The sequence below is a fragment of the Aeromicrobium sp. Leaf291 genome (assembly GCF_001423365.1).
In the GTDB taxonomy this organism is placed as follows: Bacteria; Actinomycetota; Actinomycetes; order Propionibacteriales; family Nocardioidaceae; genus Aeromicrobium.
Genome location: NZ_LMNM01000001.1, coordinates 397,028 through 421,597 on the forward strand (window position 1 = coordinate 397,028; position 24,570 = coordinate 421,597).

At 71.6% G+C, this 24,570-nt stretch carries 21 protein-coding genes, 1 tRNA gene and 2 pseudogenes; 12 read left to right on the forward strand and 12 right to left on the reverse strand.

Going from position 1 to position 24,570, the window contains the following annotated elements:
• Positions 1-20 precede the first annotated feature (20 nt).
• The gene (locus ASF35_RS02025; protein ID WP_055962081.1) at positions 21-446 is read left to right on the forward strand and encodes a hypothetical protein; all 426 of its coding nucleotides are present in this window, start codon (positions 21-23) and stop codon (positions 444-446) included.
• Here the strand turns inward: ASF35_RS02025 and ASF35_RS02030 are convergent.
• Together ASF35_RS02030 and ASF35_RS02035 are read right to left on the reverse strand one after the other, a co-directional pair.
• Positions 443-1,588 carry a site-specific integrase gene (locus ASF35_RS02030; RefSeq protein ID WP_055962084.1) on the reverse strand — a complete coding sequence of 382 codons (1,146 nt, stop codon included), beginning with the start codon at positions 1,586-1,588 and terminating at the stop codon, positions 443-445. The genes ASF35_RS02025 and ASF35_RS02030 overlap by 4 nt on opposite strands.
• Positions 1,589-1,688: 100 nt before the next feature.
• Positions 1,689-1,771: transfer RNA gene (locus tag ASF35_RS02035), tRNA-Leu, on the reverse strand.
• 292 nt (positions 1,772-2,063) lie between these two features.
• On the opposite strand from ASF35_RS02035, the gene ASF35_RS02040 reads away from it, so the two are divergent.
• Genes ASF35_RS02040 through pknB form a run of 6 tightly spaced genes read left to right on the forward strand, consistent with a single transcriptional unit; the run spans position 2,064 to position 9,223 of the window.
• Positions 2,064-2,786: a DUF3662 and FHA domain-containing protein gene (locus ASF35_RS02040; protein ID WP_055962086.1), complete on the forward strand. Its 723-nt coding sequence runs from the start codon at positions 2,064-2,066 to the stop codon at positions 2,784-2,786.
• On the forward strand, positions 2,786-3,274 hold the full coding sequence (locus ASF35_RS02045; RefSeq protein ID WP_055962090.1) for an FHA domain-containing protein: 489 nt from the start codon (positions 2,786-2,788) through the stop codon (positions 3,272-3,274). Before ASF35_RS02040 ends, ASF35_RS02045 begins: the two co-directional genes overlap by 1 nt.
• Positions 3,275-3,278: 4 nt before the next feature.
• Positions 3,279-4,574, forward strand: coding sequence for a PP2C family serine/threonine-protein phosphatase (locus tag ASF35_RS02050; protein ID WP_082495329.1), 1,296 nt, complete (start codon positions 3,279-3,281; stop codon positions 4,572-4,574).
• A gap of 3 nt (positions 4,575-4,577) precedes the next feature.
• Positions 4,578-5,957, forward strand: coding sequence for an FtsW/RodA/SpoVE family cell cycle protein (locus ASF35_RS02055; RefSeq protein WP_055962094.1), 1,380 nt, complete (start codon positions 4,578-4,580; stop codon positions 5,955-5,957).
• Positions 5,954-7,423 carry a penicillin-binding protein 2 gene (locus ASF35_RS02060; RefSeq protein WP_055962097.1) on the forward strand — a complete coding sequence of 490 codons (1,470 nt, stop codon included), beginning with the start codon at positions 5,954-5,956 and terminating at the stop codon, positions 7,421-7,423. The genes ASF35_RS02055 and ASF35_RS02060 overlap by 4 nt, the downstream gene beginning before the upstream one ends.
• A gap of 27 nt (positions 7,424-7,450) precedes the next feature.
• Positions 7,451-9,223, forward strand: a complete 1,773-nt coding sequence (gene pknB / locus ASF35_RS02065) for a Stk1 family PASTA domain-containing Ser/Thr kinase (RefSeq protein WP_055962100.1) — start codon at positions 7,451-7,453, stop codon at positions 9,221-9,223.
• Positions 9,224-9,229: 6 nt separating this feature from the next.
• Here pknB and ASF35_RS02070 read toward each other — a convergent pair whose 3' ends face one another.
• Entirely contained in the window at positions 9,230-9,973 is a 744-nt protein-coding gene (locus tag ASF35_RS02070) for a DUF881 domain-containing protein (protein WP_156367931.1), read from the reverse strand.
• Positions 9,974-10,029: 56 nt separating this feature from the next.
• Between ASF35_RS02070 and ASF35_RS02075 the strand changes: the two genes are divergently transcribed.
• Positions 10,030-10,515: a cell division protein CrgA gene (locus ASF35_RS02075; protein WP_082480632.1), complete on the forward strand. Its 486-nt coding sequence runs from the start codon at positions 10,030-10,032 to the stop codon at positions 10,513-10,515.
• Positions 10,516-10,530: 15 nt separating this feature from the next.
• On the opposite strand, the gene ASF35_RS02080 is transcribed toward ASF35_RS02075, so the two are convergent.
• Positions 10,531-11,163, reverse strand: a complete 633-nt coding sequence (locus ASF35_RS02080) for a histidine phosphatase family protein (protein WP_055962107.1) — start codon at positions 11,161-11,163, stop codon at positions 10,531-10,533.
• On the opposite strand from ASF35_RS02080, the pseudogene idi reads away from it, so the two are divergent.
• The 3 genes and pseudogenes from idi to crtI form a co-directional block, all read left to right on the forward strand.
• Positions 11,149-11,811, forward strand: a pseudogene (gene idi, locus ASF35_RS18585) (isopentenyl-diphosphate Delta-isomerase); the annotation flags it as partial. The gene ASF35_RS02080 and the pseudogene idi overlap by 15 nt on opposite strands.
• On the forward strand, positions 11,791-12,945 hold the full coding sequence (locus tag ASF35_RS02085; protein WP_369797001.1) for a polyprenyl synthetase family protein: 1,155 nt from the start codon (positions 11,791-11,793) through the stop codon (positions 12,943-12,945). The pseudogene idi and the gene ASF35_RS02085, both read left to right, overlap by 21 nt.
• Positions 12,942-14,426 carry a phytoene desaturase family protein gene (gene crtI, locus ASF35_RS02090; protein ID WP_055962110.1) on the forward strand — a complete coding sequence of 495 codons (1,485 nt, stop codon included), beginning with the start codon at positions 12,942-12,944 and terminating at the stop codon, positions 14,424-14,426. The genes ASF35_RS02085 and crtI overlap by 4 nt, the downstream gene beginning before the upstream one ends.
• Before the next feature lie 124 nt (positions 14,427-14,550).
• On the opposite strand, the gene ASF35_RS02095 is transcribed toward crtI, so the two are convergent.
• Positions 14,551-15,681 carry a lycopene cyclase family protein gene (locus ASF35_RS02095; protein ID WP_055962113.1) on the reverse strand — a complete coding sequence of 377 codons (1,131 nt, stop codon included), beginning with the start codon at positions 15,679-15,681 and terminating at the stop codon, positions 14,551-14,553.
• Between the two features lie 40 nt (positions 15,682-15,721).
• Here ASF35_RS02095 and ASF35_RS18410 point away from each other — a divergent pair, with 40 nt between their 5' ends.
• Positions 15,722-16,666, forward strand: coding sequence for a phytoene/squalene synthase family protein (locus tag ASF35_RS18410; RefSeq protein ID WP_055966047.1), 945 nt, complete (start codon positions 15,722-15,724; stop codon positions 16,664-16,666).
• 71 nt (positions 16,667-16,737) lie between these two features.
• Here the strand turns inward: ASF35_RS18410 and ASF35_RS18590 are convergent.
• The 7 genes and pseudogenes from ASF35_RS18590 to ASF35_RS02135 all read right to left on the reverse strand — a co-directional run.
• Positions 16,738-17,865, reverse strand: a pseudogene (locus tag ASF35_RS18590) (cytochrome P450); the annotation flags it as partial.
• Positions 17,862-19,460, reverse strand: coding sequence for an FAD-dependent oxidoreductase (locus tag ASF35_RS02110; RefSeq protein WP_055962116.1), 1,599 nt, complete (start codon positions 19,458-19,460; stop codon positions 17,862-17,864). The pseudogene ASF35_RS18590 and the gene ASF35_RS02110, both read right to left, overlap by 4 nt.
• Before the next feature lie 10 nt (positions 19,461-19,470).
• Positions 19,471-20,208: a methyltransferase domain-containing protein gene (locus ASF35_RS02115; RefSeq protein ID WP_055962119.1), complete on the reverse strand. Its 738-nt coding sequence runs from the start codon at positions 20,206-20,208 to the stop codon at positions 19,471-19,473.
• A gap of 26 nt (positions 20,209-20,234) precedes the next feature.
• Positions 20,235-21,053: an ABC transporter permease gene (locus ASF35_RS02120; protein WP_055962123.1), complete on the reverse strand. Its 819-nt coding sequence runs from the start codon at positions 21,051-21,053 to the stop codon at positions 20,235-20,237.
• Positions 21,050-22,021: an ATP-binding cassette domain-containing protein gene (locus ASF35_RS02125; RefSeq protein WP_055962125.1), complete on the reverse strand. Its 972-nt coding sequence runs from the start codon at positions 22,019-22,021 to the stop codon at positions 21,050-21,052. Before ASF35_RS02125 ends, ASF35_RS02120 begins: the two co-directional genes overlap by 4 nt.
• 194 nt (positions 22,022-22,215) lie before the next feature.
• The gene (locus ASF35_RS02130; RefSeq protein WP_055962128.1) at positions 22,216-22,872 is read right to left on the reverse strand and encodes a fasciclin domain-containing protein; all 657 of its coding nucleotides are present in this window, start codon (positions 22,870-22,872) and stop codon (positions 22,216-22,218) included.
• A 29-nt stretch (positions 22,873-22,901) separates the two neighbouring features.
• Positions 22,902-24,470, reverse strand: a complete 1,569-nt coding sequence (locus tag ASF35_RS02135; protein ID WP_055962130.1) for a molybdopterin-dependent oxidoreductase — start codon at positions 24,468-24,470, stop codon at positions 22,902-22,904.
• Positions 24,471-24,570: the final 100 nt, after the last annotated feature.

Sequence of the window (24,570 nt, forward strand, 5' to 3'; positions counted from 1 at the left end):
CCGCGCCTAGCCTCTAGGGAGTGCACATCCCTCACCCCTGGCGCCGGCTTCGGCGCTCGCCAGAGATCACTCTGGAGTGGCACGACGGTGGGGATGCCGGGTACTACGACTTCGACACGCAGACGATCAGCCTGCGTCGCGGTATGACGCAGGCAGATCGCCGCAGCACGCTTCGGCACGAGCTCGAGCATCACGTGCGCGGTTGGTTCACCGAGGCCGAGCTTGAGCGCGAAGAGCTGGCGTGCGAGCTCGCTGCGGCACGGGACCTCATCGATGTGCGGAAGCTCGGTGAGGCGCTGGCGTGGTCTCAGGACGCACGGATTGTGGCGCAGGAACTCTGGGTGGACGTCGACCTGGTGCGCGTCCGCATGGAGCACCTGCATCCGGCAGAGGCGGCGTACCTCCGTCAACGGCTCGCCCACCTTGAGGACGACGCCGACCTTTAGGTCTCGATCGCGGCCAGCGCCCTGATGCCGAGGAAGACCTGGGCGGCGGCGGCGGCCTCGGCGACTTGGACGTCGGGCAGGAGGTGGCCATAGAGGTCGGAGGTGACCTTGATGGAGGAGTGACCGAGCCGGCGCTGAATGACCGTCAGTGGGACGTTGCGGCTGATGAGCCACGACGCGTGCGAATGGCGCAGATCATGCCAACGGGGTCTTGGCGTCGGAAGGCTGGATCGCTCAAACGCGGCGACCCAGTAGCGGGACCAGAACGTGCGATGCCACAGCGGCCCGCCCTGCGGCATCGTGAACAAGAGGTCGTCCTTGTCCTTGCCGTGGACCTGCTCGGCGAGTCCGGCCACGATCGGGTCCGGGAGAGTGATGGTCCGACGCGACTGCTTGGTCTTCGGTGGGCCCACGACTCGCTGACTGGCGGTCGGGTGCCATTTCACGGCCTTTGTGATGTGGAGCCGTTGCGTCTTGAAGTTCACGTCGCGCGGGGTCAACGCCGCGGCCTCCGACCACCTAATGCCCGTGCCGGCCGTAGTGTCGAGAAGGCCGAGGAAGAACGGATGGAAGACCGACCGCAGTTCTTCGTACTCCTCCTCGGTCAGGAAGCGGGGCTCTGTCTCCGTGTGCGACGTTCTCTCGGGCAGGGCGACCTCAAGGCACGGGTTGATCGGGATCATGCCGCGGCCGTGCGCGATCTTCATGGCGCCGGCCAGGACGCCATGAAAGTTCGCCACGGTCTTATCCGAGAGTTCGTCGACCTCTGAGAGCTTGATGACGACGCGGGCCACGTCGTCGCCCGTCACCTGATCGATGGGCAGTGAGCCGATCTCGGGCCCGAAGGATCTCGCCCAGTTCGTGCGGTACTTGGCTCGCGTTCCGGGGGATGCCTTGGAGCGCGTCGAGATGTACTGCTCAATCCAGGCATCAAGGGTGGGCACGTCGGACGCCGACGGCATCAGCCGGGCATAGAGCAGCTGCTCGGCTCGAGCCGGACCATAGGCGTCGAGGTCGATGCAGAACTTGCTGGCCTCGGCCTGCTCTTCGAACCGTTGGGAGGTCTGGCGGTTGCCGGCGTCGCGGTAGCGGACGACCCAGCGCACTCCCTTGGCGGTGTCGACCCGCTTCGGGGTCCTCATGCTCCGAACCTAGGTGCGAGCACCGACACCAACGACCCTATTGGGTACGGGATGGTTACGTGCCCTTGGATCGTGGTGTTTCTCGCCTGCAAATAAAGGGTGCGCGAGGGGGGATTTGAACCCCCACGCCCTTGCGGACACTGGCACCTGAAGCCAGCGCGTCTGCCGTTCCGCCACTCGCGCATGGTTCCCGGAGGAACCGATCGCCGAGTCTAACAGGAGGCGTGCGGGCCGATCCCCCGCGGGGCGCGGTGCACCCGCCCACCGTCGCCGTCATCGGTGGATCCTCAACCGCAGAGGCGCCGCTGGGGTTGAACATCCACCGATGGGGGCCGTCCGAAGGGCCTGATGCTGCGAATCCACCGATGCCGGGGTGGAACGCGTTCGCGTGCGAGTTCGCGTGCTGCGGCCCTGCCGATACGATCGTCGGGACCACCGACGACACCCGCGAACCGACCGGCAGGAGCGACACCTGATGGCAGGAGTGCTGAGCCGCTTCGAGCAGCGACTCGAAGGCGCCGTCACCGGTGCGTTCGCCCGCGCGTTCCGCAGCGCCGTGCAGCCCGTCGAGATCGCCGCCGCCATCCAGCGCGAGGTCGACAACTCCGCCCACGTGCTGTCGCGCCAGCGGATGCTGGTCCCCAACGACTTCACGGTCGAGCTGTCCGCCGTCGACCACGAGCGGCTCTCTCCCTTCGGCGACACGCTCACCACGGAGCTGGCCACGCTCGTCCAGGAGCACGTGACCGAGCAGCGGTACACGTTGGCAGGCCCGCTCAGCATCCAACTGGTGATGGCGACCGAGCTCGGCACCGGCCGGTTCCGCGTCCGCAGCCGCACCAACGCGTCGGTCCGCCCCGTCGAGGGCCAGCGGATGACCGAGACCGCCGTCCGCAGCTCGCAGGTGGTGCTCGAGGTCAACGGCCTCAAGCACCCCCTCACCCCGCCCGGCGTGGTCGTCGGGCGCGGCAGCGAGGCCGACCTGCGCATCGACGACCCGGGCATCTCGCGCCGGCACGCCGACATCAAGGTCCACGAGTCCGGCGGCAACACGAGCGTCACGGTCACCGACCTTCAGTCCACCAACGGTGTCATCCTCAACGGGCAGCGCGTGCAGACCGCGTCGGTCCGCGACGGGTCCGAGATCCGCCTCGGCAACACCACCCTCACCATCCGCATCACGACGAGCGAGGCCTGATGTCGGACCTGACCCTCACCCTCATCAAGATCGGCTTCCTCGCCGTCCTGTGGCTGTTCGTCCTGTCGGCCGTCTCCGTCATCCGCTCCGACATCTTCGGCGCGAAGGCCCCCGCGGCCAAGGCCAAGCGCCAGCCCAAGGCCGCGGCGGCGCCCAAGCCGACCAAGGGCGGCAAGAAGCAGCGCACCCCGCGCGGCGCGCCCACCAAGCTGCAGGTCGTGTCGGGTCCCAACTCCGGCCAGAGCGTCCCCCTCGGCGAGGGCCCGGTGCTGCTCGGCCGCGGCACCGACGCCGCCATCCGCCTCGACGACGACTACGTGTCCACGCGCCACGCACGCTTCGCCACCAACGGCGAGCAGTGGTTCGTCGAGGACCTCGGCTCCACCAACGGCACCTACCTGGGCAGCCAGCGCATCACCTCACCCACGCCCGTCGGCCTCGGACTGCAGGTCCGCCTGGGCAAGACGATCGTCGAGCTGCGGAAGTAGGGCGATGACCTCCCTGACCTTGCGCTACGTCGCGCTGACCGACGTCGGCCTGCGCCGCTCGATGAACCAGGACTCCGGCTACGCGAGCGGCCGGCTCATCGCCGTCGCCGACGGCATGGGTGGCGCAGCGGCCGGCGACCTCGCCTCCGCGGAGGCCATGAACGTCATCCGCCAGCTCGACCGCGAGCTGCCCGACATCGACCCGCTCGAGGCCCTCGAGAAGGCCGTCGCCCACGCCAACCACCGACTTGGTGAGCTGGTGCAGGACGACCCCTCGGTCGAGGGCATGGGCACCACGCTCGAGGCCATGCTGTGGGACGGCGAGCGCTTCGCCACCGCCCACATCGGCGACTCCCGCGCCTACCTGCTGCGCGACGGCGAGCTCACCCAGATCAGCACCGACCACACCTTCGTGCAGAGCCTCGTGGAGGAGGGCAAGCTGACGCCCGAGGAGGCGCGTGTGCACCCGCACCGCTCGCTCCTGCTGCGCGTCATGCTCGGCCGCGACGACAACGAGGCCGACTTCGACTGGTTCGAGGGCCAGCTGGGCGACCGCTTCCTGCTGTGCAGCGACGGCCTCTCCGACATGGTTGACGACGCCACGATCGAGCGCCTCTTGTCCTCGGAGACCATCGACGCCGCCGCCTCCGAGCTGGTCCGCACGGCCCTCGAGAACGGTGGGTACGACAACGTCACGGTCGTCATCGGTGAGCTCGTGGAGGACGACGGGGAGCCCGACGAGAACCTGTCGTCGTCCGACGGCCAGCCGCAGCTGGTCGGCGCGGCGTCCGGCGGACCGCGACCCCGGACCGGCCAGGCCTCCGGCGGCACCGGCAAGTCCCGCACCCGCGGCGAGGCCAAGCGCGAGCGTGAGCCGGACCCCGAGGAGCTGCGCTACGCGCCGGTCCCGCCCAGCAAGTGGCGCTGGGTGCGTCGGCTCGTGGCGCTCGCCGTGGTCGTCGGGGCGATCGCCGCGGGACTCTTCTACGCCTACCAGTGGACGCAGGACCAGTACTACGTGGCCGCGTCCGACGGCAAGGTCACGATCTACCGCGGTGTGCAGGCCGACATCCCGCTCGTCACGCTGCAGCGCGTCGACGAGGTCACCGACATCGAGCTCGACACCCTGCCGGCGTTCCGCGCCGAGCAGGTCGAGGGCGGGCTCGAGGCCGACAGCCGGGCCAACGCCCAGCAGATCGTCGAGAACCTGCGCGACCTCGCCGTCGTGCCCGAGCCCACTCCGTCGCCGTCCCCCACGCCCAGCGCGAGCGCCTCGGCCGACGACGAGCAGGGGGCCTAGGTCATGACCACCCCCACCCTCGTCCCACGCAAGCGCCGCGGGGCCGAGCTGACGCTCACGCTGCTCGCCATCTGCATCGGCGTGGCCGCCTACTGCGCGGTCGGCCTCGGCTCTGAGGGACGCATCCCGGCGGGTGCCGTCAAGCTGGCCGGCTGCCTCGTGGTCGCCGCCATCGCGACCCACCTGTTCGTCCGCAAGGTCGCGCCCTACGCCGACCCCGTGCTCCTGCCGCTGGTCATCTGCCTCAACGGTCTCGGCCTGGCGATGATCTACCGCATCGACCTCGGCTGCGAGGACCTGTGCCTCGGCGGCAACTACGCGCCGCTCGCGAACTCCCAGCTCATCTGGTCGGCCCTCGGGATCGTCGCGTTCGCCGTGGTGCTGCTCGTGGTGCGCGACCACCGACGCCTGCAGGCCTACACGTACACCTTCGGCTTCCTCGCCCTGGCGCTGCTCGTCCTGCCCCTGCTGCCGGTGATCGGGCAGAACATCCGCGGCGCCCGCATCTGGATCAACCTCGGGCCGTTCAGCTTCCAGCCCGGCGAGGCCGCCAAGATCTGCCTGGCCATCTTCTTCGCCGGCTACCTGGTCGTGAAGCGCGACGCGCTCGCCCTCGCGGGACGCCGCTTCGCCGGCATCGACCTGCCCCGCGGCCGCGACCTCGGACCCATCGGCGTCGGCTGGCTCATCAGCATCGGCATCCTCGTCTTCCAGCGCGACCTCGGCTCCTCGCTGCTCTTCTTCGGCCTGTTCGTGGTCATGCTCTACATCGCCACCGAGCGCCCCGGCTGGCTCGTGGTCGGCGGCGGGCTGTTCGTGGTCGGCGCCTACTTCGGCTACCTGGCGTTCGGTCACGTCCGGGTGCGCTTCGACGCCTGGCTCGACCCGTTCGCCGATCCCGACCGCAACGGCCAGATCATCAACGGCCTGTTCGGCATGGCCTACGGCGGCATCCTCGGCACGGGCTGGGGCCAGGGAAGTCCCCAGCTCACGCCGTTCTCGTTCTCGGACTTCATCGCGGCGGCCATGGGTGAGGAGCTCGGCCTCACCGGGCTCATGGCGATCCTGGTGATCTACGGGCTCGTGGTCGAGCGCGGCATGCGCATCGCCCTCACCTGCCGCGACGCGTTCGGCAAGCTCCTCGCGGCCGGCCTCGCCGTCTCGATGGCCCTGCAGATCTTCGTCGTCATCGGCGGCGTCACGCGGCTCATCCCGCTCACCGGCCTCACGACGCCGTTCATGGCCCAAGGCGGATCGTCGGTGGTCATGAACTGGGCCATCATCGCGCTGCTCCTGCGCATCAGCGACCAGACGCGGCGCCCCGCGCCCGAGGTGTCGCAGTTCGACCACGACGAGGAGACCCAGGTGGTGAAGCTGTCATGAACAAGCCCATCCGCAACCTCGCCGTCGCGTGCCTCGTGCTGTTCGCGGCGCTGCTCATCAACGTCAACGTGGTCCAGTTCGTGCAGGCCACGGACCTCAACGACCGCCAGGGCAACAAGCGCGTCATCGACGCCGACTTCTCGCGCGACCGCGGCGCCATCCTCGTCGGCGACGAGGCGATCGCCGAGAGCGAGCCGAGCGACGACCAGTACAAGTACCAGCGCACCTACCCGCAGGCCGAGCTGTACGCACCGCTCACCGGCTACTTCTCCTACCTGTACGGCAGCGAGAACCTCGAGCGGTCGCAGAACCGCGTGCTCTCGGGCAACGACAACCGGCTGTTCGTCAGCCGCGTGATCGACCTGTTCGCCAACAAGAAGCCCCAGGGCGGCAGCGTCGAGCTGACCATCGACCCCCAGGCACAGAAGGTGGCCGCCAGCGGGCTCGAGGCCCTCGGCAAGGACACCAAGGGCGCCGTCGCCGCTCTCGACCCGAAGACCGGCGAGGTGCTCGCCATGGTCAGCCAGCCGTCCTACGACCCCAACGCCCTGGCCAGCCACGACTTCGGCGAGGTCGCCGACGCCATGGAGAAGCTGCAGGGCGACGACGACGACCCGCTCACCAACCGGGCCACCGAGCAGATCCTGCCCCCCGGCTCCACGTTCAAGCTGGTCACCGCCGCGGCCGCGCTCGACGAGCTGGGCCTGGAGCCCGACGACGACGTCAAGGGCGGCGCGCGCCTGTCGTTCCCCGGCATCGACTACACGCTGCCCAACGAGAACGGTGGCAACTGCGGCGGAGACGAGATCACCTTCGAGCGCGCCCTCCAGGTCTCCTGCAACGTCTCCTTCGGCGACCTCGCCGGCAAGATCGGCCAGGACAAGCTCGAGGAGCAGGCACGCAAGTTCGGCTTCGGCACCGACCCGATCGAGGGCCTGCGCAACAACGCCAGCCGCTTCACGGTCGAGGGCACCGACCTCGAGGCCCCGCAGCTCGCCCAGAGCGGCATCGGCCAGTTCGAGGTCGCGGCCACTCCGCTGCAGATGGCCATGGTCGGCGCCGGCATCGCCAACGACGGTGTCGTCATGAAGCCGCAGGTGGTCAAGACCGTGCGCTCGCCCAGCCTCCGGGTCATCGAGTCCCTCGAGCCCGAGGAGCTCAGCGAGGCCATGACCTCCGACAACGCCGCCAAGCTGCGCGACATGATGGTCGCGACGGTCGAGTCCGGGACGGCCACCTCGGCCCAGATCCCCGGCGTCGACGTCGGCGCCAAGACCGGGACGGCGCAGTCCACCGCGGACCGTCCCCCCTACGCCTGGTTCGTGGCCCTCGCCCCGGCCGACGACCCCAAGGTCGCCGTCGCCGTGGTCGTGGAGTCCTCGGACACCGCCCGCAACGAGATCGCCGGCGGACGTCTCGCCGGCCCCATCGCACGCTCCGTCATCGAGGCGGTGCTCGGTGAGTGACTTCGACCCCTCAGGGAGAGTGACACCATGACCGGTACCCCCGACGAGCCCATCCTGCTCGGCGAGCGCTACGAGCTCGGCGGACTGCTGGGGCGCGGCGGCATGGCCGACGTCCGCGTGGCCCGCGACCTGCGTCTCGGCCGCACCGTGGCGATCAAGCAGCTGCGGGCCGACCTGTCCTCCGACGACACCTTCCAGGCCCGCTTCCGACGCGAGGCCCAGTCCGCGGCCGCCCTGAACCACCCGGCCGTCGTCGCCGTCTACGACACCGGCGACTCCACCGACAAGCACGGCAACCACATCCCGTACATCGTCATGGAGTACGTGGAGGGCCAGACGCTGCGCGAGATCCTGCGCGACGACCGCAAGATCCTGCCCGAGCGGGCGCTGTCGATCACCGCCGACGTGCTCAGCGCGCTCGACTACTCGCACCGGTCCGGCATCATCCACCGTGACATCAAGCCGGCCAACGTCATGCTGACGCCGTCGGGCCAGGTCAAGGTCATGGACTTCGGCATCGCGCGCGCGATCGCCGACTCCTCCAGCGCCATGACGCAGACCGCGGCCGTCATCGGCACCGCGCAGTACCTCTCCCCCGAGCAGGCGCGCGGCGAGACCGTCGACGCCCGCTCCGACATCTACTCCACCGGCTGCCTGCTCTACGAGCTGCTCACCGGGCGCCCGCCGTTCGTCGGCGACAGCCCCGTGTCGGTGGCGTACCAGCACGTCCGCGAGGAGGCCCGTCCTCCGTCGCAGCTGAACCCCGACGTGTCGCAGCCGGTCGACCACATCGTCGCCAAGGCCCTCGCCAAGCGCACCGACGACCGCTACCAGTCGGCCGCCGACATGCGCAAGGACCTCGAGCGCGCCATCGCCGGCCAGCACGTCGACGCTCCCACGCAGGCCACCTCGGCCATCCCGGCGGCCACCGCCGTGGCCCCTGCCGTCGCCGCCGCAGCCGCCACGGGCACCCAGCCCGCCGTGGCCGACGACGACGAGGAGGAGAAGAAGAACAAGGCCCTGTGGTGGGCGCTCGGCATCCTCGCAGCCCTGATCATCGCCGGCCTCGCGTACTTCCTGCTCGCCGGCAACGACACCGAGGACCCGGCCCAGGTGCGCGTGCCCGACGTGGTCGGCCAGGACGCCGTGGCCGCCCAGCGCACCCTCGAGGGCGAGGGGTTCACCGTCACGACCGAGGAACGTCCCGACGCCGACGTCGAGAGCGGCAACGTCGTCTCCCAGACCCCCGAGGGCGACTCCATGGCCCCCGACGGCTCGGAGATCGAGCTGATCGTGTCGACCGGACCCGAGCAGGTCCAGGTGCCCAACGTCGTCGGGCTGAACTACGACGAGGCCAAGGACGCCCTGGAGGGAGAGGGCCTGAAGGTCAAGAAGGAGGAACGCGCCTCCGACGAGTCCAAGGACACCGTCATCAACACCAACCCCCCGGCCGGCCAGAGCGTCGACGTCGGGGCCACCGTCACCGTGATCGTGTCCGAGGGCGAGGTCACCGTGCCCAACGTCATCGGCATGTCGCGCGACGAGGCGCAGAAGGCGCTCGAGGACCTCGACCTCGACGTCTCGGTCACCGAGGACCCGTCGTCGAGCGCCCCCGAGGACGAGGTCACCGGCCAGTCCACGCCGGCCGGGCAGACCGTGCCGCCGGGGTCGTCGATCGAGATCACCGTGTCGAGCAACCCCGGCGACGACGGGGGCCCGGGCAACGGTGACGCCGACGCGAACGGCGAGGCCGACGCCGATGCCGGGGCCGACGGCGTGGCCGACGGGCTGGGTCAGTAGCCGGGGTCAGGCCAGCGGGCGCGCGTGCTGCAGCGAGGTCGTGCCGGTGTAGGGACCGATCACGAGGTCGTCGCTCGACTCGACCTTCATGCCCAGTCGGTACTTGGTCACGTAGCGCTCGTAGTTGACGACCTCGGGCGACGTGCCGAGCGAGTACGTCATGCCCGGACGGTCACCGATCGCCTCGACGACGTAGGGCGGGGCGTAGGGCCGGCCGTCGATGATGACCGTGCTGCCGACGCACACGATCGCCGTGGTGGACACCAGCCGCTGACCCTGCAGGCTCACCGCCTCGGCCCCACCGGCCCACAGCGCGTTCACGAATGCCTGGAGGTCCTGCTGGTGGACCACGAGGTAGTTGGGGTCGACCCCCGAGGTGGCCGCGGTGCGCGGTGCGTCGTCGAGCGTGACCCTGATGCCCGGCCCGCGGGCCGTGCTGAGTCCTGCGACGTCGCGCAGCGACCGCAGCTGTCGGGTCACCGCGTCGATGCCGCTGCTGCGGTCGGCGGCGTCGAGGACGTCGTCGATCTCGCGCTGCAGGTCGTCGGCCTGCTGCTGGCGCTGCTCCACCCGGAGCGTGCGGTCGGAGACGAGCGAGGCGATGTCGCCACCGGCCGGGCGCAGGTCCTCGCCGTCCGACGTCGCGTGGGCGGCAGCTGCGGTCAGGCCGGCCACCGAGCACACCAGCAGCACCGCCACCGACCAGCCCCGGCGGGACCGGACCTGCGACCGCGCACGCGACCCTGACATGCGTGTCCCTCTCCCCAGTCCGACGACGACCACGTCGGCGACTACGCTAGCCCAGAATGTCCCGTAGGCAGCCGAAAGAGATCCCCGTGGCCAAGAACAGCAACCCGAGCAAGGTCCGCACCCCCCGAGGTGGCTGGCTGCACCCGCTCGCCCTGCTGCTGCTCGTGGTGGCGATCGCGTGGGCGGTCGGCGCCTTCTTCACGGTCTCGGACCGCTCCTTCCCCAACGTCGGAGCGATCCCCGGCCTCTTCCGCCTGGGCGGCTGGAACTTCGCCGTCGCCGCCGTCCTCGCCTTCGCCGCGTCGTCCGTGGCCGCCCGCACCCGCCCGGAGCCCGAGCCGGGCGCGCCCACCGGAAACCGGTACGCCGCGCCGCTGATGATCGCCTCGGCCCTGGTCGGCCTGCTCTGGATCGTGGTCTTCTACGTCATCTCCGGCACCGACATCCAGATCCCGGTCTACTCCGACCTCGGCGACTGGAACATCGTCATCGGCATGGGGTTCATCGTCGCGGCCTTCGGGTTCGCGATGAAGTGGGAGTGACCTCCCCCCGGATCGCTACCGGAAGGTCACCTGGTCCGCGGGCACGTGCCCGTGCTCGTTGTAGGTGAGCAGCCGGGTCCCTCCACGCCCCACGATCAGGGTCGTGACCGACGCGTTCACGATCACCCGGTTGAGCGTGATGAACAATGACGCGTCGCCGGCCAGCAGGTGCGAGGCGACGAGCGCGATCGGTCCTCCGGACGTGAACACCGCCACCCGTCGTCCCGTCCCGGCCTCGGCCACGGCGGCGTCGAGGGCACGCAGCACGCGCTCGGAGAACTCGGCGAACGTCTCCACCGACGACGGCGCCCCGCTCACCCATGCACCCAGGGCGGCGTCGAGCTGCTGCTGGAAGGCGCGCAGGTCCGTCGTCGGGGTCACGTCCATGCCGGCGAGCGCCAGGTGGTCGTACTCGTTCCAGCCGGCGTCGACGTCGTACAGGTCGCCGTCGATCGCGTCGAGCGCGGCCACCGCGGTCTGGGCGTGCCGCTTCATGGACCCCGCCACCGACCAGTCGGGGCGGAAGCCCGACGCCTCCCACGCCATGCCGAGCCAGGAGCCCTGTCGGGTGCCGCGCTCGGACAGCTGGTCGTAGTCGTCGCTGCCGAAGGAGGCCTGGCCGTGCCGGATCAGATGGAGGGCGCCCACCTCGGAAGGCTAGCGGGTCGGCGGGCCGGGAGCCGCCCGGGTGACTTGCGCTGCGAAGTGGGCCCGGTGCGTCGAAGATGGAGGGATCATGAACGTCTGGACGACACGCCGGTGACCGCCCTGGAGACTGCACACGTCGAGTCGGGGCAGGACCTGGTGGTCCTGCTCGACGACGACGGCACGCCGACCGGCACGGCACCCCGGCTCTCGGTCCACGGCACCGAGACCCCGCTGCACCAGGCCTTCTCGCTGCACCTGTTCGACGACCAGGGCCGGGTGCTGCTCACCCGTCGTGCCCTGGGCAAGCTCACCTGGCCGGGGGTCTGGACCAACTCGTGCTGCGGGCACCCCCGACCGGGCGAGGCCCTGGAGGACGCCGTGCGCCGACGTCTGCGCGAGGAGCTGGGGGTCGAGGTGGACGACCTGCGGATCGTGCTGCCGGACTTCCGGTACCGCGCCGTCGACGCCAGCGGCGTGGTCGAGAACGAGATCTGCCCCGTCCTCGTGGGCCGGGTCCGCGGCAGCCTCGCACCCGACCCGGCGGAGGTGGGCGAGCACCTCTGGGTGCCCTGGTCCGACCTCGTGGCCGCCGCGAACGCCACCCCAGGCGTCTACAGCCCGTGGTCGGTGCTGCAGGTGCCGCAGCTCGACGCCCGCCGCTCCCGCCTCCCCCTGCGTGGCAGCGCACCCGCGGTCGGCTCGACGACGGGCACGGAGGCCGGCACGGTCACGGCCGTCGCCGATCTGCTCTCCTCCGAGCTGACGTGGGTGGAGTCGGTGTGGGACGCGCTGGTCCCTCCGGGCGGCGCGGGCCCGCTCGCGGGAGGTCCCGGCGACCTTCCCGCCTGGCTGCGCTCCCTCGTGCTCGGCGGCGGGAAGCGGCTGCGCCCGCGGATGTGCCACTGGGGCTTCGTGGCGGCGGGTGGCGAGATGGGCACGCCCGCCCACGAGGACGTGGTGCGCGCCGCGGCCGCCCTCGAGACGCTGCACCTGTTCGCCCTCGTGCACGACGACGTCATGGACCAGTCCGTCGAGCGCCGGGGTGCGGCGGCCGCCCACGTGGTCGCCGCGCGCCGTCACCGCGAGGTCGACGGCCACGGCGACCCCGACCGCTTCGGCCAGAACATCGCGATCCTGCTGGGCGACCTCGCGCACAGCGAGGCCGACCGGCTCGTCCACACGCTGCCCCTGGCGCTGCGCGACTACTGGTACGAGCTCAACCTCGAGCTGATCGTCGGCCAGCGGGCCGACCTCACGGGGGCCGCAGGGCGCCGCACCGACCTGGCCCACGCCGAGGCCGTGGCCGCGCTCAAGTCCGGCGCCTACACGATCGGCCGCCCGCTCCAGCTCGGCGCGCTCGCGGCCGGCGCCACCGCGGCGCAGCGTGACGCGCTCGAACGGTTCGGCTCGCACCTCGGGCGCGCGTTCGCCTGGCGTGACGACGTGCTCGGCGTGTGGGGCGACCCCGCCGTCACGGGCAAGCCGTCGGGCGACGACCTGCGCGAGGGCAAGACCACGCTCATCTGGGTGCTCGGCGCCGACCGGCTGACGGGTGAGGCCGCCGCCGCCATGGCACGCGTCGGCACCACCGACGCCCGCGACGGCGACGTCGCGCTGCTGCAGCAGGCCCTCGCCGACGCGGGCGTGCGGCAGGAGGTCGAGGACCGCATCCGGGCCGAGACCGACCGAGCCGAGCAGATCCTGCTCGGCTCCCCGTTCACCGCGGAGGGTGTCGTCGGTCTGCGCGACATCGCCCGCACCATCTCCTGGAGGTCTGCATGAGCCACGTCGTCGTCGTCGGAGCGGGGCTGGCGGGCCTCGCCGCCGCCTGCCACCTGGTGGGCGACGGGCACCGCGTCACGGTGCTCGAGCGCGAGGACGTGCCCGGTGGTCGCGCCGGTCGACTGACCCGCGAGGGCTTCACGTTCGACACAGGCCCGACGGTGCTGACGATGCCCGACCTCATCGACCGGCCGCTGCGCGCGGCCGGCTCGAGCCTGGCCGAGCGGCTCGAGCTGAGCCTTCTCGACCCGGCGTACCGGGCCTTCTTCGCCGACGGCTCCACGCTGGAGGTCCGGCACGGACACGAGGCGATGCGCGCCGAGATCCACCGCGAGTGCGGCAGCGTCGACGCCGCAGCGTTCGACGAGTTCGTGGTGTGGCTCCGCAAGCTGTACCTGACCGAGATGCCGCACTTCATCGACCGCAACTTCGACCGTCCGACCGACCTGCTCTCCCGGCCCATGGCCGCCGCACGTCTGCTGGCGATGGGTGGGTTCACCCGGCTCGGGCCGATGATCCGGCGACGCTTCGCCGACGAGCGTCTGCACCGGTTGTTCTCGTTCCAGGCCATGTACGCGGGCCTCGCGCCGGACGACGCGCTCTCGCTCTACGCCGTCATCACGTACATGGACTCGATCGAGGGCGTCTACTTCCCGAAGGGCGGCATGCGCGCCGTGCCGCAGGCCCTGGCCGACGCCGCCTCCGACGCCGGTGCGGACTTCCGCTACGGCACCACCGTCACCGCTCTCGTGCGCGACTCCGGGGGCCGCGTGCGTGGCGTGGCCACGGGCGAGGGGACCATCGCGGCCGACGCCGTCGTGTGCACCATCGACCTGCCGACGGCCTACGAGTGGCTGCTGCCCGAGCTCAAGCTCCCCCGCGCCGTCCGTGGCATCGGCGGACGCCTCGGTGGGGACTACTCGCCGTCGTGCGTCGTGTGGCACGTGGGCGTCAAGGGTCTGCCGCAGGGCAAGGCCCACCACAACATCCACTTCGGCCACGAGTGGGCGGGGGCGTTCGAGGACCTCATGAAGCGCGGCACCCTCATGCGCGACCCGTCGCGTCTCGTCACCATCCACTCCCTCGACGACGACGAGGCCGCGCCCGAGGGCGACAGCACGCTCTACGTGCTGGAGCCGACGCCCAACCTCGACGTCGGCCACATCGACTGGAAGGCCGAGCGCGAACCGATGAAGGAGCGCCTCATGGAGTTCCTCGAGGGTGCCGGCTACCCGACCGACGTCGTCGTCGACGAGCTGGTGACGCCCCTGGACTGGCGCGAGCAGGGCATGGCCGCAGGGACCCCGTTCGCGCTGGCCCACACGTTCGCCCAGACCGGCCCGTTCCGCGCCGCCAACGTCGACAAGCGGGTCCCCGGCCTGGTGTTCGCCGGCTCCGGCACGGTCCCCGGCGTCGGCGTCCCGATGGTGCTCCCGTCGGGCCGCCTCGCCGCGGAGCGGGTCAACCAGCTCCTGCGCTGACCCTGCCCGCCAACGCGTCCTTCCGTTTCGGACACGTCCGGGGCACTTCGAGCGGTCGGACTGCCCCGGAACTGTCCGAAACGGAGGGACGTGAGGGCGGGCGGGCGGAAGGAGGGGTGGTCGGTCAGCGGCCGAGGGTGGCGCGGGCCAGCTCGCGCCGGCCCGACCACGGCATGTGGCGGAACATGGTCCACATGGCGCCGGCCACGGCCGACGGCGGCGCGTCGCGCGACATGAAGGCACGCTGCTGGTGGGCCGGGAGGCGGCCGAAGCCGTCGAAGAGGGCGAGGGTGCCGTCCACGTCGAGGCGCAGCAGGGCCCGCAGACCTGCCTCGCGAAGCCCGTCGACCGGACGCACCGGGTCGACCTGGTCCGGAACGCGCCCGGCCGCCAGGTCGTCGGCGAGGGAGCGACCTCGTAGCAGCGCGTGCGCCACCGAGTAGCCGGTGACGAGGTGCCCGCCGCGGCCGGCGACGCCGAGCGCGAGCGTGCCCGGCACCGGTGGTCGACCGCGGCCCCGCATCGGGATCCGCACGACCTCGCGGGCCAGCGGAGCGTCGACCACGGAGGGGTCCACACCGCGGGCCACCAGCCGACGCCGCAGCCGGTCCTGCAGCTCCTCGACGGCCATGCCGGGCGCGGCGGCCAGGCAGGTCTCCTCCAGCAGCACGGTCCCGTCGCCCAGGTCGAAGGCGTACAGGAACGTGGGGATCGCACCCGCGGGCGGCGCCCCGCCCGGCGCCCAGTCGGTGCGCCAGTCCATCAGCAGCGACTCCGCACCCTGCAGCGCCGGAGCCGCGACGTCGGCGGGGACGACGACGCCGAACGCGGTCTGCGCCGGCGCCGGGTCGTGGGCCACCCGTCCGTCGGGACGCGCGCCGCGGGCGTCGACGACGACCCTGGCCTGCCCCGCCAGCGCCGCGACCCCGGCGTCGTCGAGCCGGTCGCGGCGCACGTCGACCCCGTCGAGCGGCAGCGCGGCCTGCACCGCCGCGTTGTCGAGCACCACGTACGTGCGCGGCAGCCGGTGGACGGCGGTGGCCCGCACCTGTGGCGCCGCCGACCGGGCCCGCACGACCGTCGGCGGCAACCCGGACAGCTCGTCCTCCCACACGCCGTACGTGGGCGTCCAGACCGCGTCGGGCCGCGGGTCGACGGCCAGCACGCGCAGACCGAGCGCCGCGCAGCGCGACGCGAGCGTGCGGCCGGCCGGACCGAGCCCGACGACCGCGACGTCAGCGGGACCGGTTGTCATGCGGCCCATCCTCCCGCACCTCAGTAGGCTGGGCTGCACCATGGCACGCCCCCTGCACCCCGACCCGCGGCTGGCCGAGGGCTACGCGCGGTGCGCCGAGCTGACGAAGCGCCACGGCACCACCTACTACTGGGGTGCGCGGCTGCTCCCCCGCGAGCAGCGGATCGACGTCTACACCGTCTACGCGCTGTGCCGGCTCGCCGACGACATCGTCGACGAGCCCAAGCGCGTCGACCCGGCCGTACCGGGCCACGGCGAGGTCGACCCCGGGGTGCGGCTGCGGATGTTCGAGCAGCACTTCTGGGACTGCGTGGCCGCCGGCCGGTCCGACGAGCCCGTCATGGCCGCCGTCGTCGACAGTCTGCAGCGCCGTGGCACCGACCCCGAGTGCTTCGACCGATTCTTCCGCGCCATGGAGCTGGACCTGACCCGCACCACGTGGGAGACGTGGGAGGACCTGCGCGACGGCTACATGGAGGGCTCGGCCGCCGTCATCGGCGAGATGATGCTGCCCGTGCTGCAGCCCCTCACCCCGGCGGCGAAGGAACCGGCCCGCGCGCTCGGGCACGCGTTCCAGCTGACGAACTTCCTGCGCGACGTCGGCGAGGACCTCGACCGCGGGCGGGTCTACCTCCCCCAGGAGGACCTGAGGCGACACGGCGCCGACCCGTGGACGCGCCGGGTCACCCCCGCGTGGCGCTCGATGATGGCCGAGCAGGTGGAGCGCAACCGCGCGCTGTACCGCGAGGCGGCTCCCGGCGTGGCCATGCTGCCGAGGCCCGGGGCACGCTGCGTGGCCACCGCGCTGCGCATGTACTCGCGCATCCTCGACCTGGTCGAGGAGGCCGACTACGACGTCTTCTCGGGCCGCCTCCGGGTGAGGCCACGCACCAAGGTCGCGATCCTGGCCGACGTGCTGGTGCGCGGTCCGGGCCGCGGTCTGCCGCCCTCGCCGAGGGCCAGCCTCGCCCCCCGGAGCCAGTAGCCGGCGATCAGGTGGTCCCAGCCCAGCTCGGGCTCGGCCTCCAGCCGCGGCTCGAGCGCCAGCAGCCGCAGCAGCAGGGCGTCGGACTCCAGCAGGGCCAGCGGCTGCCCGGGACACTTGTGCTCGCCGTCGCCGAACGCCAGCACCGGGTCACCCACGCCTGCGGGCAGGGAGCGGCCGGGGCACAGGTCGAGCGGGGCGTCGCCCACCGCGCGGGGGTCGGCGTTGCCGGGGCGCACGCACACGTCGACGAGGTCACCGGGCTCGATCGTCCACGCGTCGTCGCCGTCGGTCACCGCGATCTCCTGCTGGGCCCGCCGGTACAGGTGCCCGACGACGGGCTCGAGCCGGATGATCTCGCCCAGGATCGCCAGCCGCTCGGACTCGGGCGCCACCAGGTAGCGGGCGCGCAGGGCGTCGTCGTCGAGCAGGTGCAGCGCGGCCATGACGATGAACTCGCGCGTGGTGACCATGCCCGCCGTGCCGTACGTGACGCACTCGACGAGGATGCTCGTCGTCGAGTACCCCTCGGCCAGCAGGTGGCTGATGATGTCCTCGCGCGGCTCGCGTCGCCTCGCCCGGACGGCGGGGCGCACGTCGGCCAGGAACAGCCGACCCACCGGGAGCAGCCCGCGGTAGGCGGCCTGCATCCACTGCCGGCGGGACCTGCCGAGGTCTCGGCGGGTGATGTCGAACGGCGGCTGGCTGAACATCGCCTCCAGCCGTCGCGCCATGCGCGGCACGGACGACTCGGTGAGCCCGACGACCTCGGCCGTGACCTCGACCGTGTACAGCAGCGCCAGCTCGTCGAGGGTGCACCCGCCGTCGGCGACGGCCTCGGCGAGCAGCCGGTCGGCCACGGAGTGCATGAGGTCGGTGTACCGCTCCGCCACGACGGTCGGTGCGAGGAAGCGCGCCACCTTGCGGCGCTGCTCGTCGTGCTTCGGGCCGTCGGAGACCAGGATCGGGTGGTGCTCGAGATAGCCCTGCGGGATCGCCTCGGCCGTGAAGCCCGCCTGGGTCGTGGCGTGCCGGGCGCGCAGCACCTGACGCGCGGCCTCGAGCGACCGGATCCGCCAGACGGTGCTGACGCCGGGGCGGCCGCCGGCGTCGACCCGCTCCACGCGCGGGTCGCCCGTCTCGTGCCCCGCCTCGTCGGGCAGGACGGCGCGACGTCGCGACCGGGTGGCGTCGCTCATCGCGAGAGCGAGGGCAGCCGTGGGCGTCGGCGCAGCAGGCCGTCGAGCGGGACGGTCCACACGTCCTCGCCCCGCACGCCCCACCCCGCGAGCAGCTGGTTGGCCGCGAGCACGCCGGTGGTGGCGGCCCGCTCCATGAGCGCGATCGGCCAGTCGACCCGCAGCCCGTCGCCGGCGAGCACGAGCCCGGCGTAGGGGGTGTCGACGGTCAGGCGGTCGCGCCACGGTCCTGTGCCCACCAGTCCGCAGTCGTCCTCCACGAGCAGCTCCTCGTGCACGATCCCGAGCGTGCGGGTCTCGGGGTACACGTTGTGCAGGGCGGTCAGGAGCCGCTGCCGCACCAGGGCGACGTCGAGACCTCCGGGGCCGTCGCCGGCCAGGTCTGCGTCACGCACGGGGTCGGTGGCGTAGGCGTGCAGCTCCACCACCGAGCCGCCGTGCCGGGCGGACCACTCGGCGGCCCCGCGCTCGAAGCGCTCCAGCACCGTGACGTTGTCGAGCAGGTCGTACCCGCTCGTGCCGAGGAACGCCTCCCGCTCCGCCGCGACCGTGCCGTCGAGCCACAGCCGCAGCACCGCGAAGGGCGGGGCGTTGCGGCCGGCGGCAGCGCGGCGGTGCCAGTCGCGACGTTCGTCGTCGTCGGCGGGCAGGGGGGCCACGAGCGTGCGCGTGGTGCGGGGGTCGGTCGCCAGCACCACGGCGTCGGCCCGCAGGGCCTCCTCCCCCGTGTGCACGAGCCAGCCGTCCCCGTCGGGTGCGACCCGGTCGGCCCGCGCGCCGGTGCGCACTCGCGCGCCCAGTCCCTCGAGGTAGCGGCCGAGCGGCGCCCAGAGCACGGCGTCGTAGTCGTCGTCGGGCACGTCGAAGAGCAGGCCCTCGGAGCTGCCGGTGAAGTAGGTGTGGAACATGCCGACCAGCTCACCGGCCCCGAACTCGGTGGGGTGGGCGAAGAAAGATCGGGCGAAGACCTCCAGCGCGAGGTGCCGCGCCCCCTCGGGGAAGCGCAGCCGGTCGAGGAAGTCCTGGGCGGACTCGCCGTCGTAGCGCTCGTGGCTGGCCGGGTAGGAGGCGTCGACCAGCTCGAGGGCGCTCGGCACGTGGACCGACGGCAGGGCCGAGACGGGGAACGTGGGGCTGCGCAGCACGAAGGTCAGCAGGTTGAACGGCGGTGTGGCCGGCAGGGCCGCGAAGGAGTCGGTGAGCCCGTCGCCGCGGCGCAGCGGGTAGTCGGGCACCGGCACCAGGTGCGACAACGTGGGATCGACGCGGCGCAGCAGCGAGCGCAGCGTGTAGTACTGGCGGAAGAACGCGTGGAACCCGCGGCTCATCGTGCGCGAGGCGTCGGTTCCGCCGGATCCGGTGTCGCCGTCGTCGGCCAGCGGCCAGGCGCGCACCCGGCCACCCAGCTGGTCGCACGCCTCGAGCAGGGTCACCCGGGCGCCGCGCTCGGCCAGCACCACTGCGGCGCCGAGGCCGGCGATGCCGCCCCCGACCACCACGACGTGTCGGTCGTCGCCCAGCCGCGAGGAGCCGGGGTCAGCGCGGTGGAGCACGGCGTTCCGGTCGCGACCGGGCGGGACAGGACGTGAGGCCATCACGCGCAGGTCAGAGCGGACGTCGGGCGAGGACGGTGTGCAGGATGCCCCGCTGCCAGCCGCCGGCCGTCGTCCAGGTGATGTCGGTGAGACCGGCACGCTCGAGCCGCGCCTGCAGCTCTGCGGTGGAGTCGTTGCGCAGCACGCTTCGCCACAGGTACCGGTAGATCGCGGGGTTGCCGCGCACCGCCACGGACAGCGGCGTGACGACGCCCCAGCAGACGGCGCTCCAGACGGCCTCGGCCGTCCGCGAGCCCTTCACGTGGTAGTCCTGCAGCGCGATCCAGCCGCCGGGGCGCACCTGGTCGGCGATGGCCGCGACCACGTCGTCACGCTGCTCCTGCGGCACGTTGCGCAGCAGGTAGGCCGCGAACGCACCGTCGGCCGGGCCGTCGAGCTGGACCGCGGCCACACCGGGCAGGTCCTGGGCCCGCGCCTGCACGAAGCTGACGTGGTCGGGCCAGTCCTTCTCCCGCGCCTGGGCGAGCATCCCGGCCGACGCGTCGAGGCCCACGATGCGGGCGCCCGGTCCGGCGGCGTCGACCAGGGCCCGGGTGGAGAGGCCCGAGCCACAGCCGAGGTCCCACAGCGTCGGCGCCGTGCCCGTGACCGGCAGGCTCAGCACCAGTCGGCGCGCGGCGTCGCGCAACGCGTCGACGTAGCCGGGGTTGAGCGAGGTGAGCAGGTCGTAGCGGGGCGCGGCGCGGTCGAACTCGTCCGCGAGCAAGGTCCCAGAGGTCGGCTCCACCCGCCCAGCCTACGGGGGTTCGCCCCTCAGGACCGGCGGGAGTACGCCCGCATGGTGAGCGGCCCGAACACGGCCACGAACACGCCCGAGATCACGAGGACCGTGACGATGGACCCGCCGTGCGGATCGCCGACCATGAGGCTGCGGACCGCGTCGACGAGGATCGAGACCGGGTTGTTCTCGACCGCCGGCTGCAGCCAGTCGGGCATCGTCTCGATGGGCACGAACACGTTCGACAGGAACGTCAGCGGGAACAGGACCATCATCGAGACCCCCATCACCGACTCCGGGCTGCGCAGCTTCATGCCGAGCAGCGTCCAGATCCAGCTGACGCTGAAGCAGAACACCAGCAGGAGCAGGACGGCCGCCACCACGCCCACGAGACCGCCGGGCGGCCGGTACCCGATGAGCATCGTGACCACCAGGATCACGACCGAGGCCATCGTGTAGCGCAGGGTGTCGCCGAGCAGGGCCCCGACCATGAGCGACGGACGCCAGACCGGGAGGGACCGGATGCGGTCGAAGACGCCCTTCTTGATGTCGTTGTTGATGGTCATGGCCGTGTACATGGTGATCATGACGACGGTCTGCACGAGGATGCCCGGCGCCAGGTACTCCAGGTACTCACCGGTGGACCCGGCGATCGCGCCGCCGAAGATGTAGGTGAACATCAGCGTGAACAGGATCGGGAACATCGTCACGTCGAACAGCTGCTCGGGCACGTGCTTGATCTTGAGCAGGGCCCGGTGCGTGAAGATCAGCGACGAGCCCAGCGGGCCCACCGGCTCGGGGCGCTCGCTGCTGCCGACCGCCTCGCGGACCTTGGCGTCCATGGTGGTGCTCATGCCGGGACCTCCGTCGTGTCGGGCTCGACGTCGGTGACGTGCTCGCCGGTGAGGGCGAGGAACACCTCGTCGAGGCTGGGCTGGCCGAGCGAGAACTCCGAGACCGCGATGCCCTGCTCGGCGACGCGCACGAGGGCATCGGGGACGCCCTGCGGCGACGGCACCGAGAACGACAGGGCGTAGGGGTCCTTCTCGAGCACGGCCTCGGCGTCGAGGGTCGCGGCCAGGACCGACGCGGCACGCTCGCGGTCGGCCTGGTCGGCCACCCGCACCTTGAGCGCCCCCGCTCCCACGGACGCCTTCAGCTCACCGGTCGTGCCCTCGGCGATCACCGTGCCGCGGTCGATCACGGCGATCCGGTCGGCCAGCTGGTCGGCCTCGTCGAGGTACTGAGTGGTGAGGAGCACCGTGGTGCCGGCGGACACGAGGGCCCGCACGATGTCCCACACCTGGTTGCGGCTGCGCGGGTCGAGACCGGTGGTGGGCTCGTCGAGGAACATCAGCTCGGGTCGCACCACGATGCTGCCGGCGATGTCGATGCGTCGACGCATGCCGCCGGAGTAGGCCTTGACCTGGCGCCCCGCGGCGTCGGTGAGGTCGAAGGCGTCGAGCAGCTGGTGGGCGCGGTCGCGGGCCGCAGCACCGCGGTACCCGTACAACCGGGCCAGCATGACCAGGTTCTCCAGACCCGTGAGGTCCTCGTCGAGCGAGGCGAACTGACCGGTCATGGCCACCTTCGATCGCACCGCGGCCGACTCGGCGACGACGTCGTGGCCGAGCACCTCAGCCCGACCGCCGTCGGGCTTGATGAGCGTGGCGAGCATGCGGATGGTGGTGGTCTTGCCGGCTCCGTTGGGCCCGAGCACGCCGTAGACGCCTCCGGCCGGGATCTGCAGGTCGACACCGTCGACCGCTCGGTTCTCGCCGAAGAGCTTGACGAGGCCCTCGGTACGGATCGCTGTGGTCATGGCGACATCGTGCCACGTGTTACTGACAGGAATACAGACCTGGACTCGTGAGGTGCCCGACGGCCAGGGGACAGCACGAGGCCCGGACCCCCTGGAGGAGGGTCCGGGCCTCGCGTCGATCAGTCGTCGGCGTGGTCGCTCACGTCGGGCTCACGACCGCGCCTCGATCACCTCGGGTGATCGGGACTCGATGATCAGGCCGGGGGCATGAGCACCGTGTCGATGAGGTACACCGTGGCGTTGGCGGTCTTGACGCCACCACAGATCACACCGGCCTGGTCGCCGACGCGGATGTTGTCGCCCTCGCCGGTGATGGTCAGCTCGGCGCCGTTGACGGTCTTGAAGGTGCCGTCGATGTCGGCGGGAGCGATCTGGTTGGGGATGACGTGGTAGGTCAGGACCGACTCGAGCGTCTTGGCGCCCTCGGGGGTGCCGAGCGTCTTGACGGTCTCCTCGGGCAGCTTGCCGAAGGCGTCGTCGACCGGCGCGAACACGGTGAACTCGCCACCGTTGAGGGTGTCGACCAGGTTCACGTCGGGGTTGAGCTCACCGGAGACGGCCGCGACGAGCGTCTTCAGCAGCGGGTTGTTGCTGGCGGCGGTGGCCACCGGGTCCTGGGCCATGCCCTCGACCGAGCCGGCGCCGTCCGGCACCTGCGCGGCGTAGTCGGCGCAGCCCGGGCCGACGAGGTCGGAACCGGCGTCGGACGCGTCCTCGGACGCGGGCGCCGAGGTCTCGTTGTCGGACGAGGAAGCGGCGTCGTCATCGCTCGAGCCGCAGGCCGCAGTGAACAGGGACAGCGAGGCCACGGCGGTGATCGCGAGGGTCTTGCTCTTGGTCGTCGTGCGCATGTTTCTTCTCCTTGGTTGGGTGTTTCCTGCTACTCGACGCGGAACCTGACGTTGTGCCAGCCGGTCGATCCGTCCGGTGCGATGGGCACCCGGTCGGAAGTCTGTGTGGTGCCGTCGGCGTCGGTCGCACGCACGGTCACCTGGTGGGTCCCCTCGGTGGCGTCCTCCCACGTCCAGGACCACTGTCGCCACGTGTCGACGCCGTCGCGGTCCGCGAGCTCGACGTCCTGCCAGTCGCCGTCGTCGATCTTGACCTCGACACGCTCGATGCCCACGGTCTGCGCCCAGGCCACGCCGCCGATGCGGACGTTGTCGCGGGGCAGCGCCTGGAAGGCCTTGGGGACGTCGATGCGGGACGACAACTTGATCGGCGCCTCCTCGGAGTAGCCGCGGGTCGACCAGTAGGCCTTGAAGTCCGAGAACTTCGTGACCTCGATGTCGACGAGCCACTTCGTGGCGGAGACGTAGCCGTAGAGGCCGGGGACGACCATGCGGACGGGGAAGCCGTGCTCGAGCGGCAGCGGCTCGCCGTTCATGCCGACCGCGATCAGCGCACCACGGTCGGTGTCGGTGAGCGCCTCGAGCGGGGTGCCGATGGTCATGTCGTCGGCGCTGGTGGTCTTGACGGCGTCGGCGCCGTCCTTGACCCCGGCGCGGGCCAGGAGCTCGGCCACGGGGATGCCCAGCCAGGCCGCGTTGCCCACGTAGGGGCCGCCGACCTCGTTGGAGACGCAGGTCAGGGTGATGCGGCGCTCCACGAGGCGCTCCTTGAGCAGGTCCTCGAAGGAGAGGTTGAGCTCCTGGTCGACCATGCCGTGGATGCGGAGGTTGAACGTGCTCGCGTCGACCTGCGGCACGCGCAGGGCGGTGTCGATGCGGTAGAAGTCCTTGTTCGGCGTCACGTAGGGGCTGATCCCCTTCAGCTCCACCTGGGCGCCGGCCGGCACCGCGCTGGCCGGTACGGCAGCCTTCGGGAGCTTGACCGAGGCACGGGACTCACGACCGGCACTGGAGCCGAGGAAGCGGGTGACGCCGCCGCCGATCGCCATGACGGCGCTGGCGGCCAGGACGACCTGCAGGAAGGCGCGGCGGTCGAAGCCGGCGGGCGTCTCGTCACCGACCTTCGGCGCGAGCTCGAGTGCGCTGAGGAAGCGCATCAGGAGGAACACGCTCACGACGAGGGTGACGGCGGAGGGGATGGCGGTGACGACGACGTTGGCCGTCGAGGTGCGGTCGAGGACCGCGGTCAGGAGAGCGACGATCCCCAGCAGCGCCGTGATGCCGAGGGCGAGCCGCGGCCGACGCAGGCCCAACCAGCCGGCGACGGCCGCGGCGACCAGGAGGGTCACGGCGACGCCGCCGATGAGCACGGGCTTATCGTTCGTCCCGAACTGCTCGATGGCGAATTCCTTGAGCGGACGGGGCACCAGGTCGATCACCCGGTTGCCGACCGACTCGATCGGCGTCGGGACGCCCAGCAGAGTGGCGACGCCCGATCCGGCTGCGACGCCTGCGACCGCAGCGAGCAGGCCCGACACGGCACCGGTCCACCACGGAGCGGTGGCCCGCGTGGTCTGGGTGGCGATCGAGTGGCTCATGCACGTGATTCGGGACCGTGACGGGCCTGGATGGGTCCAGATCCAAAAAAGTGTTCACGTCGGCGTGTCGTGAACAAGATCGTGTGTCACTCGCAGTTAC

Excerpts from the sequence above, each read along its gene's own strand:
- ASF35_RS02030 (WP_055962084.1), bottom strand. The coding sequence starts at position 1,588 with ATGAGGACCCCGAAGCGGGTCGACACCGCCAAGGGAGTGCGCTGGGTC.
- ASF35_RS02045 (WP_055962090.1), top strand. The coding sequence starts at position 2,786 with ATGTCGGACCTGACCCTCACCCTCATCAAGATCGGCTTCCTCGCCGTC.
- ASF35_RS02050 (WP_082495329.1), top strand. The coding sequence starts at position 3,279 with ATGACCTCCCTGACCTTGCGCTACGTCGCGCTGACCGACGTCGGCCTG.
- pknB (WP_055962100.1), top strand. The coding sequence starts at position 7,451 with ATGACCGGTACCCCCGACGAGCCCATCCTGCTCGGCGAGCGCTACGAG.
- ASF35_RS02060 (WP_055962097.1), top strand. The coding sequence starts at position 5,954 with ATGAACAAGCCCATCCGCAACCTCGCCGTCGCGTGCCTCGTGCTGTTC.
- ASF35_RS02070 (WP_156367931.1), bottom strand. The coding sequence starts at position 9,973 with ATGTCAGGGTCGCGTGCGCGGTCGCAGGTCCGGTCCCGCCGGGGCTGG.
- ASF35_RS02135 (WP_055962130.1), bottom strand. The coding sequence starts at position 24,470 with ATGAGCCACTCGATCGCCACCCAGACCACGCGGGCCACCGCTCCGTGG.
- ASF35_RS02125 (WP_055962125.1), bottom strand. The coding sequence starts at position 22,021 with ATGACCACAGCGATCCGTACCGAGGGCCTCGTCAAGCTCTTCGGCGAG.
- ASF35_RS02040 (WP_055962086.1), top strand. The coding sequence starts at position 2,064 with ATGGCAGGAGTGCTGAGCCGCTTCGAGCAGCGACTCGAAGGCGCCGTC.
- ASF35_RS02075 (WP_082480632.1), top strand. The coding sequence starts at position 10,030 with ATGTCCCGTAGGCAGCCGAAAGAGATCCCCGTGGCCAAGAACAGCAAC.
- ASF35_RS02055 (WP_055962094.1), top strand. The coding sequence starts at position 4,578 with ATGACCACCCCCACCCTCGTCCCACGCAAGCGCCGCGGGGCCGAGCTG.
- ASF35_RS02130 (WP_055962128.1), bottom strand. The coding sequence starts at position 22,872 with ATGCGCACGACGACCAAGAGCAAGACCCTCGCGATCACCGCCGTGGCC.
- ASF35_RS02120 (WP_055962123.1), bottom strand. The coding sequence starts at position 21,053 with ATGAGCACCACCATGGACGCCAAGGTCCGCGAGGCGGTCGGCAGCAGC.
- ASF35_RS18410 (WP_055966047.1), top strand. The coding sequence starts at position 15,722 with ATGGCACGCCCCCTGCACCCCGACCCGCGGCTGGCCGAGGGCTACGCG.
- ASF35_RS02095 (WP_055962113.1), bottom strand. The coding sequence starts at position 15,681 with ATGACAACCGGTCCCGCTGACGTCGCGGTCGTCGGGCTCGGTCCGGCC.
- ASF35_RS02110 (WP_055962116.1), bottom strand. The coding sequence starts at position 19,460 with ATGGCCTCACGTCCTGTCCCGCCCGGTCGCGACCGGAACGCCGTGCTC.
- crtI (WP_055962110.1), top strand. The coding sequence starts at position 12,942 with ATGAGCCACGTCGTCGTCGTCGGAGCGGGGCTGGCGGGCCTCGCCGCC.